The organism is Pectobacterium hainanensis, assembly GCF_046237015.1.
In the GTDB taxonomy this organism is placed as follows: domain Bacteria; phylum Pseudomonadota; class Gammaproteobacteria; order Enterobacterales; family Enterobacteriaceae; genus JBJYIN01.
Window position 1 is genome coordinate 1 of the sequence record NZ_JBJYIN010000020.1, and the last position, 15417, is coordinate 15417.

A 15417-nucleotide genomic window follows, 5' to 3' on the forward strand; every position below is an offset into this window, starting at 1 on the left:
CTGGTAGAGAGTTTACTCACTTAGTCGCGTGTCCACTAATGCTGGGTAAGATCAATGATCCCTAAAACGCGGGATAAAAATCATGCCCGCAGACTGACAGCCATGCTGATGCTTCATCGGGGGGAACTGGTCAGCGATGTTGTCAGAACACTCTGTTGTGCTCGTTCATCCGTTGGTCGCTGGATTAACTGGTTTACGCACTCAGGTATTGATGATCTTCCCCGCAGAATGCTCCCGACGCTGGCCTTTTGAGCATATCTGCACCCTGTTACGTGAACTAATAAAACATTCTCCCGGTGATTTTGGTTATCAACGTTAACGCTGGAACAGCGAATTAGTGGTAATAAAAATCAATGAGGTAACCGGGTGCTAGTTGCATGCCGGGACTGTGCATCGCTGGCTGCCCTCTGCCGGACTGGTATGGCGCAGGGCAGCACTAACCCTGCGTATCCGCGATCCTCATGAGGATGAAAAAATGGCTACAATCCATAAAGCACTGGGCGAATGCAGCGCAGAACACCTGGTCTTTTATGAGGATGAAGTGGATATCCATCCCAACCTCAAAATCGGCGCAGACTGGCAACTACGCGGACAGCAAAAACGAGTGGTCACACCGAGTCAGAATGAGAAATACTATCTTGCCGGAGCCTTACACAGCGACACAGGAAAGGTCAGTTACGTTGGTGGCAACAGCAAAAGTTCGGCGCTGTTCATCAGGCTGCAGAAACACCTTAAAGCCACATATCGACGGGCAAAAACCATCACGCTCATCGTAGATAACTACATTATCCATAAAAGCCGTGAAACACAGCGCTGGTTGAAAGCAAATCCCAAGTTCAGGGTAATTTACCAGTCAGTTTACTCGCTGTGGCAGTTGTTGAAAAAGGTCCGCCATTTTATGGAAGCCGCCAGCCCATTCCCCGGAGGAAAACATGGTCAGGAAAAAGTGTAGCGGTATTAGGCGCAGCTATTTAGGAAAAGGAGAATAGGCTGTGTCCCGTAATTATTTTTTGTACAGTCCAGCATATATTGGAGCGGAAGAAGGCTTTTGCGTGGTCCGTTACGATTTCCTCGATGATGCATGGACGCTGGTTTATCCTCTGCTACCGCCTGAACGAGAAGCTTCCAGAACAGGCCGCCCCTATCTTGAGCACCGGCAGGTGATGAATGGTATTTTCTGGGGGGCTGTGTTCAGGTGCTCCCTAGCGGGATCTGTCCGCGCGCTATGGTAACTGGAAAACGATTTACAACCAGTTTAATCGATGGTCTAAAGCTGGGGTCATAAACTGTATTTTCAACAAATTACTTCAGATGTTGGATGAAAAGGAACTCCTTGACTGGGATGCCATCGCGCTGGATGGCAGTAATGTCCGTGCACTGAAAGCCGCTGCGGGGGCTAAAAAGAGTACCACGATGAACTCTACTGTCGTGGGTTGGGGCGCTCTAGAGGCGGCTTTGGCACCAAAATCCATCTGGCGACGGATCGCACAGCATTACCGCTGAGTTTTTGTCTGAGCGGTGGACTGGCCCACGAGAGCCGATATGCGGAAACCTTGCTTAACCGGATTGGGATTATCAGAAAAAGCGGGTACTTGAAATAGCGTCCGAGCGCGGTGCTGGATGATAAAGGGTACAAAAGCCATTCACTACGTTATTATTTGAAAATAAAAGGAATAAAAGCTGTAATTCCATTCAAGTCGAATGAAAAGGCCAGCCGGGAGAAGTGCCGAAAACTTGATATCAGAGGTACGAAAAACGTAATGTAGTTGAACGCTGTTTTGCTCGGCTGAAGGAACATCGCCGAATTGCAATCCGCTCGGGAAAAACAGCCAGAAACTACCTGAGTATGCTTAAGCTGGGCGCTATCCGTTTATTTTTAACGCGGTTTTAAAATTAATGGACACACCCTAGATGCAGGGCTGAAGATTGCCCTCAGCGGCGCATTCGTCATTGGTGGCGTACTGCTTGAAGAGTACCTCAGCAAAACTCTCGGCGCGATGTTTACCGTTCTTCCCGGTGGGCTGATCACTACCCTAGTGGCTGCGCTGACGGGGTGCGTCACCGGCCTTGGTTCTGTATTAACAGTCTATATGCTCGATCGATTAGATCTGTTTGGTGCACAGCTCCAGCAGGAAGACAATGCAGTATTAACGATGTTACAGGACGGCAGGGCGCAGGCCGATGCGCGTTTACAGGCTTTGTTGGGGGCGGACCCGGAACCTATCTAAATACATCAAAGGCACCGAGGAGATATACGCAGAGAATTGGTGTTTGAAACATACACTACAAAAGAGTTCCATTTGTACCAAATTGAATTTTTTTCGAAAATATGGCGGAATATTATATATGGATTTACATGGTCATTTGCTTTATGTAGATATTACCCAGATCTGTGGCATCGGCTGTGCGTTCTGCATGTATGCGGATAAGCACGTAACGGGTAAGAGTATGGTACTGTCAACGCAGGCACGTGACAACCTGTCGGCGCTCATTAATGATCCATCTGTAAAGCGTATTTCCGTGAGTGGCGAAGGTGAACCGCTCAATAACATTCATACCTTTTATGAGTTACTGGCGTTGTCCCGAGGGGGCAACAGCTTTGAGTTTATTACCAGCGGTTTTTTTCGCCATGAGAAGATGGAAAAGATCTTTGATGAGATCAATCGTCTTGTCTCCGCCAATGGTGATACCTGTAATATTCGCTTGAGTTCAGATAGCCACCATATTGAAAAAGTAAAATGGCGTGCACATGGATTTAGCCTGGATTATGTTCAGCGCAAAAAACCGTCATCGCTCAGTTTTTCATTTCGCTCAATTGATACCGATCGGGCCTTCACTCGCGAATATCTGGTGAGTGAACTGGCCTCATGGGGAATTAACGCCAGCATAAAGCCAGTCAGCGTACTGGAAGACAAATTATTAATAGGTGTGGACACGTTTAACATCGACTACAAAAATCTGGTTCATCCTGCAAGAGATACGCCGAAGGGGTATCTGGACTTGCAGGGATATATTGCCGCGATTGAGTCGAAAGTGGATAAACCTTTTACCTTTGGTAGCCTGAACCGTGCACCCCAGCCCAATGGCATGGACGTGACAATTAAACCCAACGGCGATGTGTTTCTGTACGGTATTGAGACCGAGCGTGTTGCAAATATCCATTCTGATGCGATCGACTGGCATCATCTGGCGAGTCATGTGCGGGATAATCCCTTGTCGCGCGCATTATATACCCAGCCGTTAACCGAATTGCTGGCGCGGCTGGAAGACACCCCGCAGCTTCGCGCGATCATCGCGACCGCCAATAATCCTTACTGGCTGGTCAAAGAGATGGGGAAGCATTCCGGGTTGCTTGAACAATGGAAGGCCGCATGATTGATTCGCACTGCCACTCGTTCTACTCGAAACATGCTGTAGGTACCATCGACGAACTTGTTTGTGCCTCGATTGCTGCGGGGGTGACGGTACTCACCATCACTGATCATGCTCCGTTCCCGGTGGATGCGCAGAACCGTTTGCTGGAATCGGAACTGGAGAGCTATTTCGCCGATATTGATAAGGCGCAGCAGACTTATAAAGGCGAGATCACGTTGCTACGCGGTCTGGAACTTGATTATATGCCAGGTACTGAGCGTTATAATCGGCGATTACTTGCACACTATCCGATGGATTTTGTCATCGGTTCAATTCACTACGTCACTGTTGCCGAAGAGCCGATGGTGAAGGTCTGGGAACTGCCCCGATTAGCGGCAGCCTCCTTTCTGGACAAGTACTTTGCTCAGCTTGAAGCATTGCTGGAAAGCCAGTTGTTTGATGCGGTTGGGCATGCTGACACGCTACTGCGCGCAATCCCAGAGGATGTGTTTTTGCGTCGCTTTGAACCGCTGATTGCGTCGCTCGTACGCAGCGGTATCGCATATGAGCTGAATGCTTCGGGCCTACGTAAATCCAGCCTTGATCCTACGACGGGTAAAGAAATAACAGGAAGATGGTCCTATCCTTCCCGTGCTTTGCTTGAGAAATTACTGGGGAACAATGTGCCGTTGACCATCGGCTCCGATGCGCATGATCCGCGCGATGCCGGAGCGGGGATCGCCGAGTTGGTGGAGGCACTGAAGCCATTAGGGCTTCAATCCCTCAGCTATTATCAGCAGCGTAAACGCATTGATGTTCTGCTGGATGACCTTCAATTTCACACTGTGCCAGCGTCTCGCTAAGGATCTTCACCATGAATGGACTAAAAACCCTGCATTCACTTGAGTGGAACACGTTGCACAACGAACCGCTCGCAACCCAGTTGGCAATGTTTCGCCGGGCCAGTGCACAGATCAATGCGCAGGATGTTAAATCCGGTTTTCGCGCGTTCGCGACCGACTTGCTGGCACGCGGTTTGATCGACATGTCCGATTACGTCGCTATTTTTGGTGGTAAGGCGCTGCATTATCTGACGCCGAATGTGACTGGATCATTTTGCGATATGCGTACCGGTGCTGATGCGACAACATTGGCGGGCATTTATAGCCGTGCGAAATATGGTGGAGTGAGCGAGATACGCTATCTGGCGCGGTGCGTTATCGACTATCTTGCCGCAGAACTGGATGACACCTCCTCCTCATGGTCAGGGTTGTTTTACCAGGCCAAAGAGGAGAGGGAGAGTGTTGTGATGATGACCACGGGTTGGCGTAATGTGCCTTCCACGGCCAATGTGCTCTACGATATCGTAGTTGAGGAAATTAATCTCACGTTGGCGCATAAAGGATTGCCCACCATTATCAACGTTAAACTTCCCAGGATTGCGCCTCCATGTGAAAATTACGCCAGCCTTAGCCAGGCCGAGCGCGATCGGGTCAATCTCGTGCAGGATCATGTGATCCCAGCGGAGAATTTTTACCGCTGGAGCGGCGTGCATGTCATTTTCGGAGATGACGTGCTGGTGACTGGGGCAACGGCGGACAAAGTGTTGTATGAATCGCTGTGTAACGGTGCCCGGTCATTTCGTGCCATTTACCCTGTGGCGCTAGATCCCCGGGTGGCATTAACTGATGCGTCGGTGGAGGATCGGCTGAACAGTGTGAGCGTAAAGCAGCATTTGGATGAAAACGTCGCGCAACTGTTTTCTGCTCCGGGCTATCAGCCCATTTTGCGTGCGTTGCGTCTGTTATTTGGCGAAGACAACCGGGATAGTTTACCGGCTTTCCTGCCAAATGTGCCGGTGCTGACCTGGCTTAATCTGTACAAGTCTGCATTAAATAATGAGTTTTTGGCTCAGCCCGCATGCGCGCCATCACTGGTGATGCTCAGAACATATCTGATGCAAAATGGGCTGTTGTGTGAGAAAGGTAAGGTGCTGGTGAAATGACGTCCGACACTATCCATTACGTCAGTTACTGGGAAAACGCACCGGGTCAGATCATGCCGGCTTATGTTGCCCTAGCACTGGTTTCTATGCGCAGAGCTCTGGGCGATCGTTTTCTTCTGCTTACGCCGCGAACGGTAAGCGAGCACATCAATGCTGACATCATGAATAAAGCTTGGGCTTTTGAACCGCTGAGCTTTACGCTGGCGAACGGCATTGAAGCTATTGTGGCGAAGAGCGATTTCATTCGCATGGCGTTTGTGCATCGCTGGGGCGGGGCATGGTTGGATGCGGATACGTTGCTGTTTAGAGATCCGAGTATTGAGTTATTTCCGACAGGGCTGAGCCATAAATTGCACTGGCATAGCGAGTGTATTTTCGCGTCCCTGCCGGGGAACCCCATACTTGCGCAAGCCTTAGCTATAGGGCTTGAGAGCGAGAATCACGCTTGGGGTAATCCTGGGAGAATCAAAAATATCATTGCCCAGGCTGCCGATGCTGCCATCCCGATTGGCGGGGAGGTCATCGATCCCGGATACTGTCCTCTTTACAACTTTGCTGGTTGCGAGGTGATGCGTCGCACCGATATTGCCGTCGGGGCGTTTTTGATTAACGACGTGGCCATTCTCAAACTTTACAACACCTATTTCCGGCGTACCGAAGCCCGGAGAGAAACCGTGGCTGAATTCCTAGCTGGTGGTTCGCTGCTGGCAAAACTGTTTTTGCATATTGAGGCTAATGCGGATTACTGGGTTGATGAAAGTGACAAATTGATAGCTTCCGTTGCCTGAGTACCGCTTTCGCCCAGTACGATAGCCTCAGCGGGTAAGTGGAGTCGACAGTGCGTGGCGCCATTGAGGTTAATGCGTGGCGCGATTGCTTCGTGAATGGTCGGCGTCCGGCGGTGTGGCGAGCTATGGGCAATATACAGCCATGCGGGGATGCGTTCAGTTAAATGGCTGAATTCAAGTTCAATGCGCAGTAGATCGAATATCTCGGTAGTGCGTCCACTGGGAGTCCAGGCCAGCGGCGCGGTACGGTGATCAGGGCGCACGACTGCGACAGGAACGCTGAATTCAAGGTTGATCGTGCCGGCATAACAGCCTGAAACTTCAGGAAATTTTTCACAGATTAAGGGCAGTTGTCGCGCCAGCGTACCCGTTGCTACCCCTAGCCCGGGGATGACTCTGGCGTTAAGCGACATGCTGTTTTTCGCTTCTGCTGGCAGCGTTAAGAGAGTCTGCAACGCGTTTATTAATGACGTTAGCGAAAAAGCATCCATATTTTTTTTGCCCGTACGACGGAGTGTGTCTGGCTGTTGCTCGCTGTAGATCACTTGTGTAAAAGGTGAGCGAGGCGGCAACCATGGGTTGTGTTGACCTGCAATCAACGGGTAGATCGCCACCAGCTTCGCTTTCAGGCCAACAGCCATATGCACAATGGCAGTATCCACACTAACAACTGCCTGCGCGCGGCGAATATATCCTGCAACCTTTTCGGGCGTTAGCCCATCGCACAACAATGCTACATTATCGCGTGCAACTGCGTTTTCCAGATGCTGTGCGCTGTGCAGCGTTGAAGGGCTGCAAAGAATGCCCACGGAATGGCTGGGAAATTCGTTGGCGATAGCTTGTAGAGCTGCGGTTGCCCGGGAAGGGGATAGCCCCTTGTCTCTTCGGCTGGCATAAGGATTAAAAAGTATTTGGGGGGAAAGTGCCGCAGGCGGGAGCTCGGCAGGCAACGGCACAATGTACTGGGTGTCGATCACTTTCGCGCCCAGATCCTGCAGAATATATTTGTACTGCTCCACGATATTGAGCGTGTTTGCAGCAAAACCCATTTTACGATTCACACAGCGCAGTGAATCATCAAGGGAATAGATACTCGCCGGGCGGAGTAACCGCATAAAAACGATTTCGGCAGGTTGCAGTCGTCCAACCAGATGAACAACGACATCGACATTACTTAGTTGGTTCACCAATCTGCGTAGTTCACCAAGCCCTGGATGCGGATTCGTAACGATGACGTCATCCACACCGAAGGTGTTGGTATGCATTTCAGCTAACTCGTTAACCGTAAGTACAGTCAATCGGGCATTGAGCTTACGTGATTCGCGAAAAAAGAAAGAAGATACGATGGAGTCGCCCAATTTTGCGTCCCAGCGAAGCAGAAGAATATGCAGTTTTTCGCCGGGGCTTTTCGTGGGCAGAGGCTTGTCCGCCAGCAGGCGAAATATCAACCTGGAAACCGCTTTGCGTAAAATCTGAAAACTTATCAATATGCTCACCAGTCTTTTGCTCAGGGGGCCGATCCCGGCCACACGGTTTTTTCAGGGTGATGCGGCGTATTCTAATTAGCCTCAAACTCCATCTTGCTGCCAATTGGGAAGCGCAATAGCAAGCGAGGTGAGCTAAGATTCGGTCAAAGCCATTATTAACAGGACGGTAAGCAACTAACGGTTTATACCGACCAAGGAACACAAATGCACCTAAATCAATGCTGTTCAATGCCGAGCGCGCGCCTGATGAACGACTGATCCACATACCCAATCGATCGACTCCAAACGTCCTGAGCATCCCGAAGATACTGGCACAACTCATCTACATCAGCCTGGTCGGAAAATTCCAGCAAGTCTACCAGTCGGTGTAACGTCTGAATGGGAATGCCGATTTCTTCCAAGGCATTGACACCTGGTGGTAGATGGAAACTCTCGAATGCCAATTTGACATGCGTATAATCGACTTTGCTGCGAATACCTCGCTTCAACGCGTGGTATTTGACTACATCCTCCATCAAGCTGAGCACCTTAGGTAGGGTGTAACCGAAAGTATTGGTGATGAGCTTCAAATCATTGTTGAGGGCGATGGAAAGAGTGCGCTTCTCCCCTTCAGACACCCACTGTCGTGCGTGAACGATCTGATTTTTCAGATATTCCGAATAGCTTTCAGCGTTTAAATAGCCAGCAAGTTTGGCGACCACGACATCCGTAGGCTTAACAGGGACTCCATTGCGACTGAACGTATGGGGAACCAGTCTGGCAATGATATTTGCAAAGGTCTTGAGGAAGTTTGTCGCGGGGGTCCAGTGAAACACCAGCGAGGAAAATTCGGTGTCATCCATCATCTCGAACATGCTTTGCAGAACTTCGAGCTGCTCGACACGGAAGTATGAGTGCTTTTTCACAAGGTCGATAGAAACACGATCGCTTATAAAGATCTCATTAAAACGATCCTGTGAAAATTCAGACAAGTGGTCTGGTTGAACACTGGCCAAGAGGTTGATTGGGGTATCATTGTCCTGAATTCCGAGTGGAATATCTACCTCTTGATTGAGGTTGTCTTCCGGGATTTCCTCCAGGCAAAAGATTTTGCCGACAAAGTGAACGCCCATGCGCCCGGCGCGCCCCTTAATGTTCCCATGGGTGAATTTGTCAATGCTGCGTGTTCCATCGCGATTGTCGTAGATCACGACGTTCTTAGCGATAGTGTTGACACCTTCAATGATCGTGGAGGTGCAGAGTAAGAAACGTAGTTTTCCAGCATTGAATTGGTCAGCGGTGTATTGCTGCAGCGCTCTAGGTAGCGCGCCAAAATGCAAGCCGATACCGTTTCTTAGTGCGACCGCATAATCCCAGTCGGCATCGAACTCTTCGCTGACCCAGTCGATATGAGGACTCTTAGTTAGAGTGCCATGCCCAATCCTGATCAGCTCGCGCGCCACCTGGCCGGCAACAGTTGGTGACTTGCAATAAATGATCGTAGCGTCGACGCATGCGTGTGCGATCTCCCCCAGGGCTTTGAGCTTGGCTTCGTCGTCATTCGCTTTAATGCCGAACGTCTGAACATCTAGCGCGACCGTATTGAAGTCGGTGGAAACGAAAGTATGCGGATATCCAAGTCTTTCGAGACCGCGAATACTGTTAACGAACGGTCCAGTCAGGTAAAACTGCTTGGAGACCTTAAGCAGTTTGCTCAACGCAATGTTGAGCTCGATGACTCGCTCGTCTTGATGATCAATGGCCCCGCTTTTCAGTTGCCGGAACGCCAACTTGTAAAACTCGTCAATGACGAAGAGGTCAATGTCGACGATGTCGTCACGCTCGTTCACTCGCTCCTGTGTTAATACATAGACAGCCTGATCGGAATGGCACACTTGGGAACTGTGGTGGATAATCTGATATCGGTCACCGAATCGCTCTTTCAGTCGGCGACGGGTTTCGTCGGCAAGAGCCACGGTTGGAACAACCAGAACGAGCCGCTTCAACGTTCCCATGCCTAGCAACGAATCGACGATTGCGCTTTTGCCCATGCTTGTAGGAGCACTCAGTACCACGTTTTGACCGGACTTGAGCAGATCGAATATGTGGAACTGCATTGAGTGGAAAACGTAACCATCCGAGAATGGCGTCCGGTATAGCTCAAGTACCCTCAGGTCGTCCGGTGTCAGGCCAGTGAACTCTTTTTTGAGGTACGGGAACAAACCTGATTTTCTCACCATATTTTTCAAAATTGTGGTGTGTTCGGAAAACCGCTCGCGCGAATCGAGAGCACGTACGATTAAGTCCCTTCCCAAGTCATACGAAACAGGATTGGACAACAGCTTGTTAACCACAAACAGGTAATCGAAAGATGAGAAGTCCTCACCCTGCAGACTATTTTTCGCCTGTTCATAGAGCTCTGTCATACGACCTCTCTCACCTTCTCATCAACCAATTGGGTTAACCGCTCAAGACTCGGAGCTGGATAAATGAACACGTGGATGCAAAGATTCGCGAACGGCGAATCCTCGATAAGGTCAGCCGCGAATTTTTCGAATAGCACCGTCGTTTCCTTCTCCAGGTCATCCTCGAACCCGGGCGTTTCAGGCTCGGTTAGCAGGTTCGAGTTGTAGCCCACGAACAGAACAAACGTGAAACGATCTAGGTGAGCATCGAAAGGTTGGCTTCCATCAAGAATTTCGTCAATGTCGTGGCGAAGCAAGTAGTTATCGTCTTTAATGTCGAGGATCTTTCTCCGCGCTGTATCGATGCAATCCGAAATGTCCTCGTACAACCGATCCCGTATCTCCGGCAATCTGACTGCAATGTCAATATCAGTCACCAACTCGCTGAAGCCAATCCAAAGCTGATCACCTTCTGGATCGCGGCGAACGATATGCACGTTTTCAAGAATTTTTTCGGCTCCTGCTTTTTCCACGTATAGCATGCAAGGGATAGGCTGGCTTTCGTGGTGCTGCCGGATCGTTGCATGCAACAACACTCGTCCCAAGAATTCGCTGACGTCATGAAGCGATTTGAAGACGGAATTCTTTAGTCGTTCTCGCTTTTCAATGAGTGTCAGTTTATGAATATCAGACATTTCTTTTGGTCGGAGAAAGACCTCATCCAACCATTGGCAGACGTTATCCGCGATGTGCTTGTAGCGGTATTTCTTAAGCGAGTATTGTTGATGTAGAACTTGGCCTTTACGCTTAGCGCAGACCGAAGCCATAGGCGCTCTAAATGGAATGAGGATGTGGGGCAAGTCCCGTTTTACGTAGATTTTGCGGCCTGACCGAGACTGGTCATCTTCGACACGTTGTTTGAACCACTTAAGTAAGTCTGGTCGTAAGTAGGACTTGTCATCCGCACTGTGAATGCGTCGAGAATGCTCGCCCTTGCGCGTCACAGTATCAAGGATGCGGCACCAAATGTCTTCGGCGACGGTCTCGGAGCTGAGAATGACCCCATGTAGATCATGGGAGGCCAGCCGTATGTTCTTGATCCCTAGAAGTTCAAGTTCTCGCAGGGATGAAAACACTTCCCATGTAGCCGCATCGATCCAATCTGGAACGCTTATACCTGAGTCTGTTAAAAAATTGTCTGTGCGTTTGTTGAGATCATCGATGAGTTCCTGTCGACCTGGCTTATCTAGTCGGGCGTTTGGGTTGATCGTCAAGTACTCCAGGGTTTTGTTGACCTTTTCCTCTGTGACGATGGAGTACCTACGTCCAAGGGACAGGTCAGACTCACACTGCATTGATTTGTGCAAAATTGAACTGCAGGGGATCGTCTTTTTATCAGCACCTTTTGAATTCTGAACGATGTCCGAAATGTTCCAACGTGTTTTGCCGGTGCTTTTTACCTGAACGAAGTCGATGTATCCATCAGATACAATGTCGATATCGTCTGTGACCTCGCAGCGCACACTGCGGATAGTCTTGTCACGAAGCATTCGGGTGACATGGTAAGCGGCTACGCAGTCCTGAAATAAGAAACCGTGCTTGGCGGCTACTCCGCCTGAATCGTTCGACTCCATTTAGACATCCGTGACAATTTTGCGAAAATTAAGGAGATGTTATGACACAGTCCAATCGGATCACTGTATCATCACCAGTGATCTAAATACTTCACAGCCATTCTCGGTCGCAGGTATCAAGCTTTTCAGGATTCCACAAATATTGGAACCCTGACGTCTAATTTGGTTATATAACATACTGTCCCAACTAACGTAAGGTAGGCACAGCCTTAATCAAGGTTTTGGTTTTCAAATAGTTCAGAGCTGAGACCGCCAACGGCACTATGGCATCGCCAGCGATTGTAATCACACTTGATATTATAAAACACAGTTGCACACATTATTTCCTGGTTGGTAGGGTCATATCTCGATGCTCTTTGAGCAATGTCAGCATCGCGTATTCATGGCTTGCTATGTTTTTAAAGCCTTGTCCCTCCGGTCCCCATTCCTCATAGCTCATCATGATTGCTTGTTTTAGGCTCTCTGCTCGTTCTGTTTCGACGTAGAATTTTTTCTTGTCTGCTGGCGAATAATTACTAAGTCTCGAGTTGCTGCTTGGTGAGATCAGGCAGAGGTTACCGAAACGATGGACATCATCCCCCATTTTGTTTGCGCCAGAGGGATCGGTTTGAGGAAAGTAGTGCTCAACCGATGTTCGGCTCGGCGAAAACTGGAAGCCATCAAAGTGTTTCTTAATATCTGGATTATTAAGCCCTTTACCATCGAATGATTGGCCCGTAGTAAGATCACGCCACAAACGATAGTCGAGCAGATTAAACACAAAGTTCTGTACGCTGGTACCGCGGTGCAGAGCCTCTGCATCGAATTGCTCCTTTTCACCACAAATCTCAGCCAAAAACTCATGGCTGAGTTGCTCAAGCTCTCTGAGGTAAGCCGCTCCGTCAACGTTCAGTTGACCCAAAGCCAGAGTATTCAAAATGGCCAGTGAGCGATTGAGCCATCGCTTATAAACATAGGCAGGGTGGGAGACATGGAACATCGACAAGATCATCGCTAGTTGTTTATTTACACCAGACAGTTCATCTTGATCGAAAGAGTTGTTATAGCTAAAGCTCGAATTCCTGTCTCTGGCATAGTACTCAAGCGTCAGCAGGCTCCACTTCTCAGCCTGATCGCGCTTAATGATATAGCGATCAAATAAGACTCTAAACTTCAGCAAGTTAAAAGCAAACTGGGTGATTTTTTTTCGGTCATTTTTTATGATTTCAAATGCCTGAAGTAGCTTTTTATCGTCCAATGACACGTCATTATCCACTGTCACTTTTAGCACATGCAGTAGGAAGTTGGAGAAATCGATAATCGAATCAAAACGCTGCTCTTTTGCTTTTTCATCGTTGTCATCAGTGTGATGAAAGCGTCGTCTTTCGATAATATCCCGTATAGTCAGCTTTTCGTCTGTATCACGATTAGTTTCTATCGCGCATTTTATCTCTTCAAAACTCGCCGGGAATCCTAACCACTGCTCACCAAATAATGCTTTGCGAGCCTCTGAGCTAAAGCCCAATTGCACATAGCGATTCATATCAGCGCAGGCATCCCATATGGCAGAAAAGCCGTTTCTTGCGGCAGTTTCACCGTTGTAAACTGACATCAAATTCGCTTTCAACACTTCGTGTTTTTCTAGCTGTTCACCTCGGTTATTCATGATCTCAAAGTAGTGGTTGAGATCAGTCTCTGTTGGCACAGGAACCCGTAAAATAGTGACGTGTTTGAGTAGATATCGGCAAAAGTTGTTGGTGTCTATGTCCTCTTTCTCAAAGTAGCGTTCAATAATAGTAAACGCCGCTCGGATTGAGGGTTCTTCAGGATCATTGCTCTGATCCTGTTGAAACAGCTTATGTAGCGTTCGGGCTGATTTAGGACGGCTGTCAAAGTCGAGATTAAGGTGAAGCGGGGATAAATCTTGTTCGCTGCAACAAGCAACTTTTTTTAAGTATGCGAGCAAAATCGACAGCGTTGTGTACCTTTGCTGTCCATCAATCGTTTCATAGACTATTACGCCTTGGTGTGCGCTATCAGCGCCATCTCTGACATATACCACCAAGCTGCCCAGATAGTATTTCGGGTCTTCCTGTTGCTCTGCATTTTTAAGGGCTTCAGCAGCATCTGCAATGTCCCGAATAAGCTGTTCAATCTCCTGCGCGCCCCAGGCGTAGTTACGCTGATAAATAGGGATAACATAATGGCTATTAGCGCTGAATAACTGTTCGATGGTCAGCAAGGCTAAATCATTACTCGTCGGCATCTACATCTCCCAGCATCTGAGCGATTGAATCTTCTACGGGTTTGGCATTTTGAAAACGAATGTTTATACAACGCTTTGGCTGAAAGCGTAGGACTTGTTGTGGGTGGATCGCTTTATCGAGCACTCTCAATAGTCCTCGGGGCTCACGCGCATGGCCATCAACACTGTCCATGCCGATTTTTTGATATTGCAAGCGCAAGTAGTAACTCCAACAAAAACAGATTGTTGCGGCTTGAATTAATTCTTTGTCGCCAAACTTATCGTAATAGGCCATCACTGCACACATAAAGAGATTTTTAATATACATATCCCCTTTACGTGAACTGCCAGCGTAACGGGTATGTTTTTTTAAGAAATTGCCAAGCAGCGCGTTGTCACCTTCAAATAGGGTGTGATGCAGGGATTTGTAGTGCTGGATATACTCAAAAAAGCGCTTTCCGTTAATTATTAACTGATTAACTTGAAACGGATAAGGTTTATTCTGCTTGTCCCACTTCCTGATAGGGTCGTTATTGTAATGCTCAACTGCAAAATCCAGGGCGAGCAGAGACTGCAGATAGTGGTAATCAGAGGTTGAGAGGTTGACACCTTTGAACACCTCAAGATTGTGGCGGCTGAACTGCACGCCATAATCGCCATCCAGCCATCGGCGCAGGCGGAACAAATACTCGCCCATAATGAGGTGAAGGTTAGCGGATTCATCATCCGGACTGACACCCTGCTCCCACAGGCTAACGTGATGTAGTCGTTCCGCTTGCTCTGTGGCATCCATCATTTCGCGCAAATGGTATGCCTTTAGCAAGTCATGGGGCGCGAGGGCCTTGCCCCTGGCATTTTGTGAGTCGAAAAACTGAAAGGCTTCGCTCAAATCATCGAGCGTCACTTCGATCAGTTCACACTTGTTACACACGAAGTGAAGTAGTGATTTGCGCTCGTTATCATTTAGTCCCACAAGGCGGTTCTCAATGACTTTGGCATTGTGCTCAAGGTTATTGATGCTAGTCCTTGAAGCAAAAGATTGTTCCAACAGAGGCGTTGAAAACTCACCACTCTGATCGAGCACTGAGCAAAGCAAGGTTAAGGTCAGAAGGCGCTGCTGACCATCAACGATATCGAGCTCACCTTCATAAGCGGGATTTAACTTATCCCGATGCAACACCACAGTCCCAAGGCGATAGCTCTGTTTATTTTGGTGGGTTAACACATCATCAATTAGTTGATTGACGTGTTTTTGTTGCCATTTGTAGGGGCGCTGGTATGACGGAATAGTGAGGCGCTGCTCTAGCAGCATCCTCGTTTTTTTTACCTGATAGGATACAGTTCCCATGGCTAAATTGCCTGCTCAACAATCGCATCTGCCGGTTGGAGTTGGATATTCTGGCTGGTTCCCTGACGAGTTTTTCGCATATCCCTGAGGATCATTAGCTCATTTCCTTTTTGTTGTAGTCGGATACAAGTCCGAAGATAAACGTTAAGCCGCCCTTTATCGTCATGCGAATATTGCCGATGACTACATGTTC

General features: G+C 48.6%; 10 protein-coding genes and 2 pseudogenes. 7 read left to right on the forward strand and 5 right to left on the reverse strand.

The genetic code is table 11. The annotated features are described in order from the left end of the window. Window positions 1–54: 54 nt before the first annotated feature. The 7 genes and pseudogenes from ACKPVM_RS17510 (at window position 55) to ACKPVM_RS17540 (ending at window position 6147) form a co-directional block, all read left to right on the forward strand. Window positions 55–952, forward strand: a pseudogene (locus ACKPVM_RS17510) (IS630 family transposase). A 100-nt stretch (window positions 953–1052) separates the two neighbouring features. Next, window positions 1053–1891 (forward strand): annotated as a pseudogene (locus ACKPVM_RS17515) (IS5 family transposase). 106 nt (window positions 1892–1997) lie between these two features. Beyond that, on the forward strand, window positions 1998–2228 hold the full coding sequence (locus ACKPVM_RS17520; RefSeq protein ID WP_409311097.1) for a hypothetical protein: 231 nt from the start codon (window positions 1998–2000) through the stop codon (window positions 2226–2228). Window positions 2229–2346: 118 nt separating this feature from the next. Then, window positions 2347–3375: a radical SAM family protein gene (locus tag ACKPVM_RS17525; protein ID WP_409311098.1), complete on the forward strand. Its 1029-nt coding sequence runs from the start codon at window positions 2347–2349 to the stop codon at window positions 3373–3375. Then, entirely contained in the window at window positions 3372–4217 is an 846-nt protein-coding gene (locus ACKPVM_RS17530; RefSeq protein ID WP_409311099.1) for a histidinol-phosphatase, read from the forward strand. The genes ACKPVM_RS17525 and ACKPVM_RS17530 overlap by 4 nt, the downstream gene beginning before the upstream one ends. Before the next feature lie 11 nt (window positions 4218–4228). Continuing rightward, complete coding sequence (locus tag ACKPVM_RS17535; protein ID WP_409311100.1) at window positions 4229–5359, forward strand: hypothetical protein; 1131 nt, start codon at window positions 4229–4231, stop codon at window positions 5357–5359. Continuing rightward, window positions 5356–6147, forward strand: coding sequence for a glycosyltransferase family 32 protein (locus ACKPVM_RS17540; protein ID WP_409311101.1), 792 nt, complete (start codon window positions 5356–5358; stop codon window positions 6145–6147). The genes ACKPVM_RS17535 and ACKPVM_RS17540 overlap by 4 nt, the downstream gene beginning before the upstream one ends. On the opposite strand, the gene ACKPVM_RS17545 is transcribed toward ACKPVM_RS17540, so the two are convergent. The 5 genes from ACKPVM_RS17545 to ACKPVM_RS17565 form a co-directional block, all read right to left on the reverse strand. Continuing rightward, window positions 6102–7643 carry a glycosyltransferase family 9 protein gene (locus tag ACKPVM_RS17545; protein ID WP_409311102.1) on the reverse strand — a complete coding sequence of 514 codons (1542 nt, stop codon included), beginning with the start codon at window positions 7641–7643 and terminating at the stop codon, window positions 6102–6104. The genes ACKPVM_RS17540 and ACKPVM_RS17545 overlap by 46 nt on opposite strands. A 206-nt stretch (window positions 7644–7849) precedes the next feature. Continuing rightward, entirely contained in the window at window positions 7850–10039 is a 2190-nt protein-coding gene (locus ACKPVM_RS17550; RefSeq protein ID WP_409311103.1) for a DEAD/DEAH box helicase, read from the reverse strand. After that, window positions 10036–11652: an anti-bacteriophage protein AbpA gene (gene abpA, locus ACKPVM_RS17555; protein WP_409311104.1), complete on the reverse strand. Its 1617-nt coding sequence runs from the start codon at window positions 11650–11652 to the stop codon at window positions 10036–10038. The genes ACKPVM_RS17550 and abpA overlap by 4 nt, the downstream gene beginning before the upstream one ends. 319 nt (window positions 11653–11971) lie before the next feature. Next, a complete protein-coding gene (locus ACKPVM_RS17560; RefSeq protein WP_409311105.1) occupies window positions 11972–13897 on the reverse strand; it encodes a GmrSD restriction endonuclease domain-containing protein in 1926 nt (641 codons plus the stop codon). Next, window positions 13884–15224 (reverse strand): DUF262 domain-containing protein, encoded by a 1341-nt coding sequence (locus ACKPVM_RS17565; protein ID WP_070552926.1) that lies wholly within the window; start codon window positions 15222–15224, stop codon window positions 13884–13886. The genes ACKPVM_RS17560 and ACKPVM_RS17565 overlap by 14 nt, the downstream gene beginning before the upstream one ends. Window positions 15225–15417: the final 193 nt, after the last annotated feature.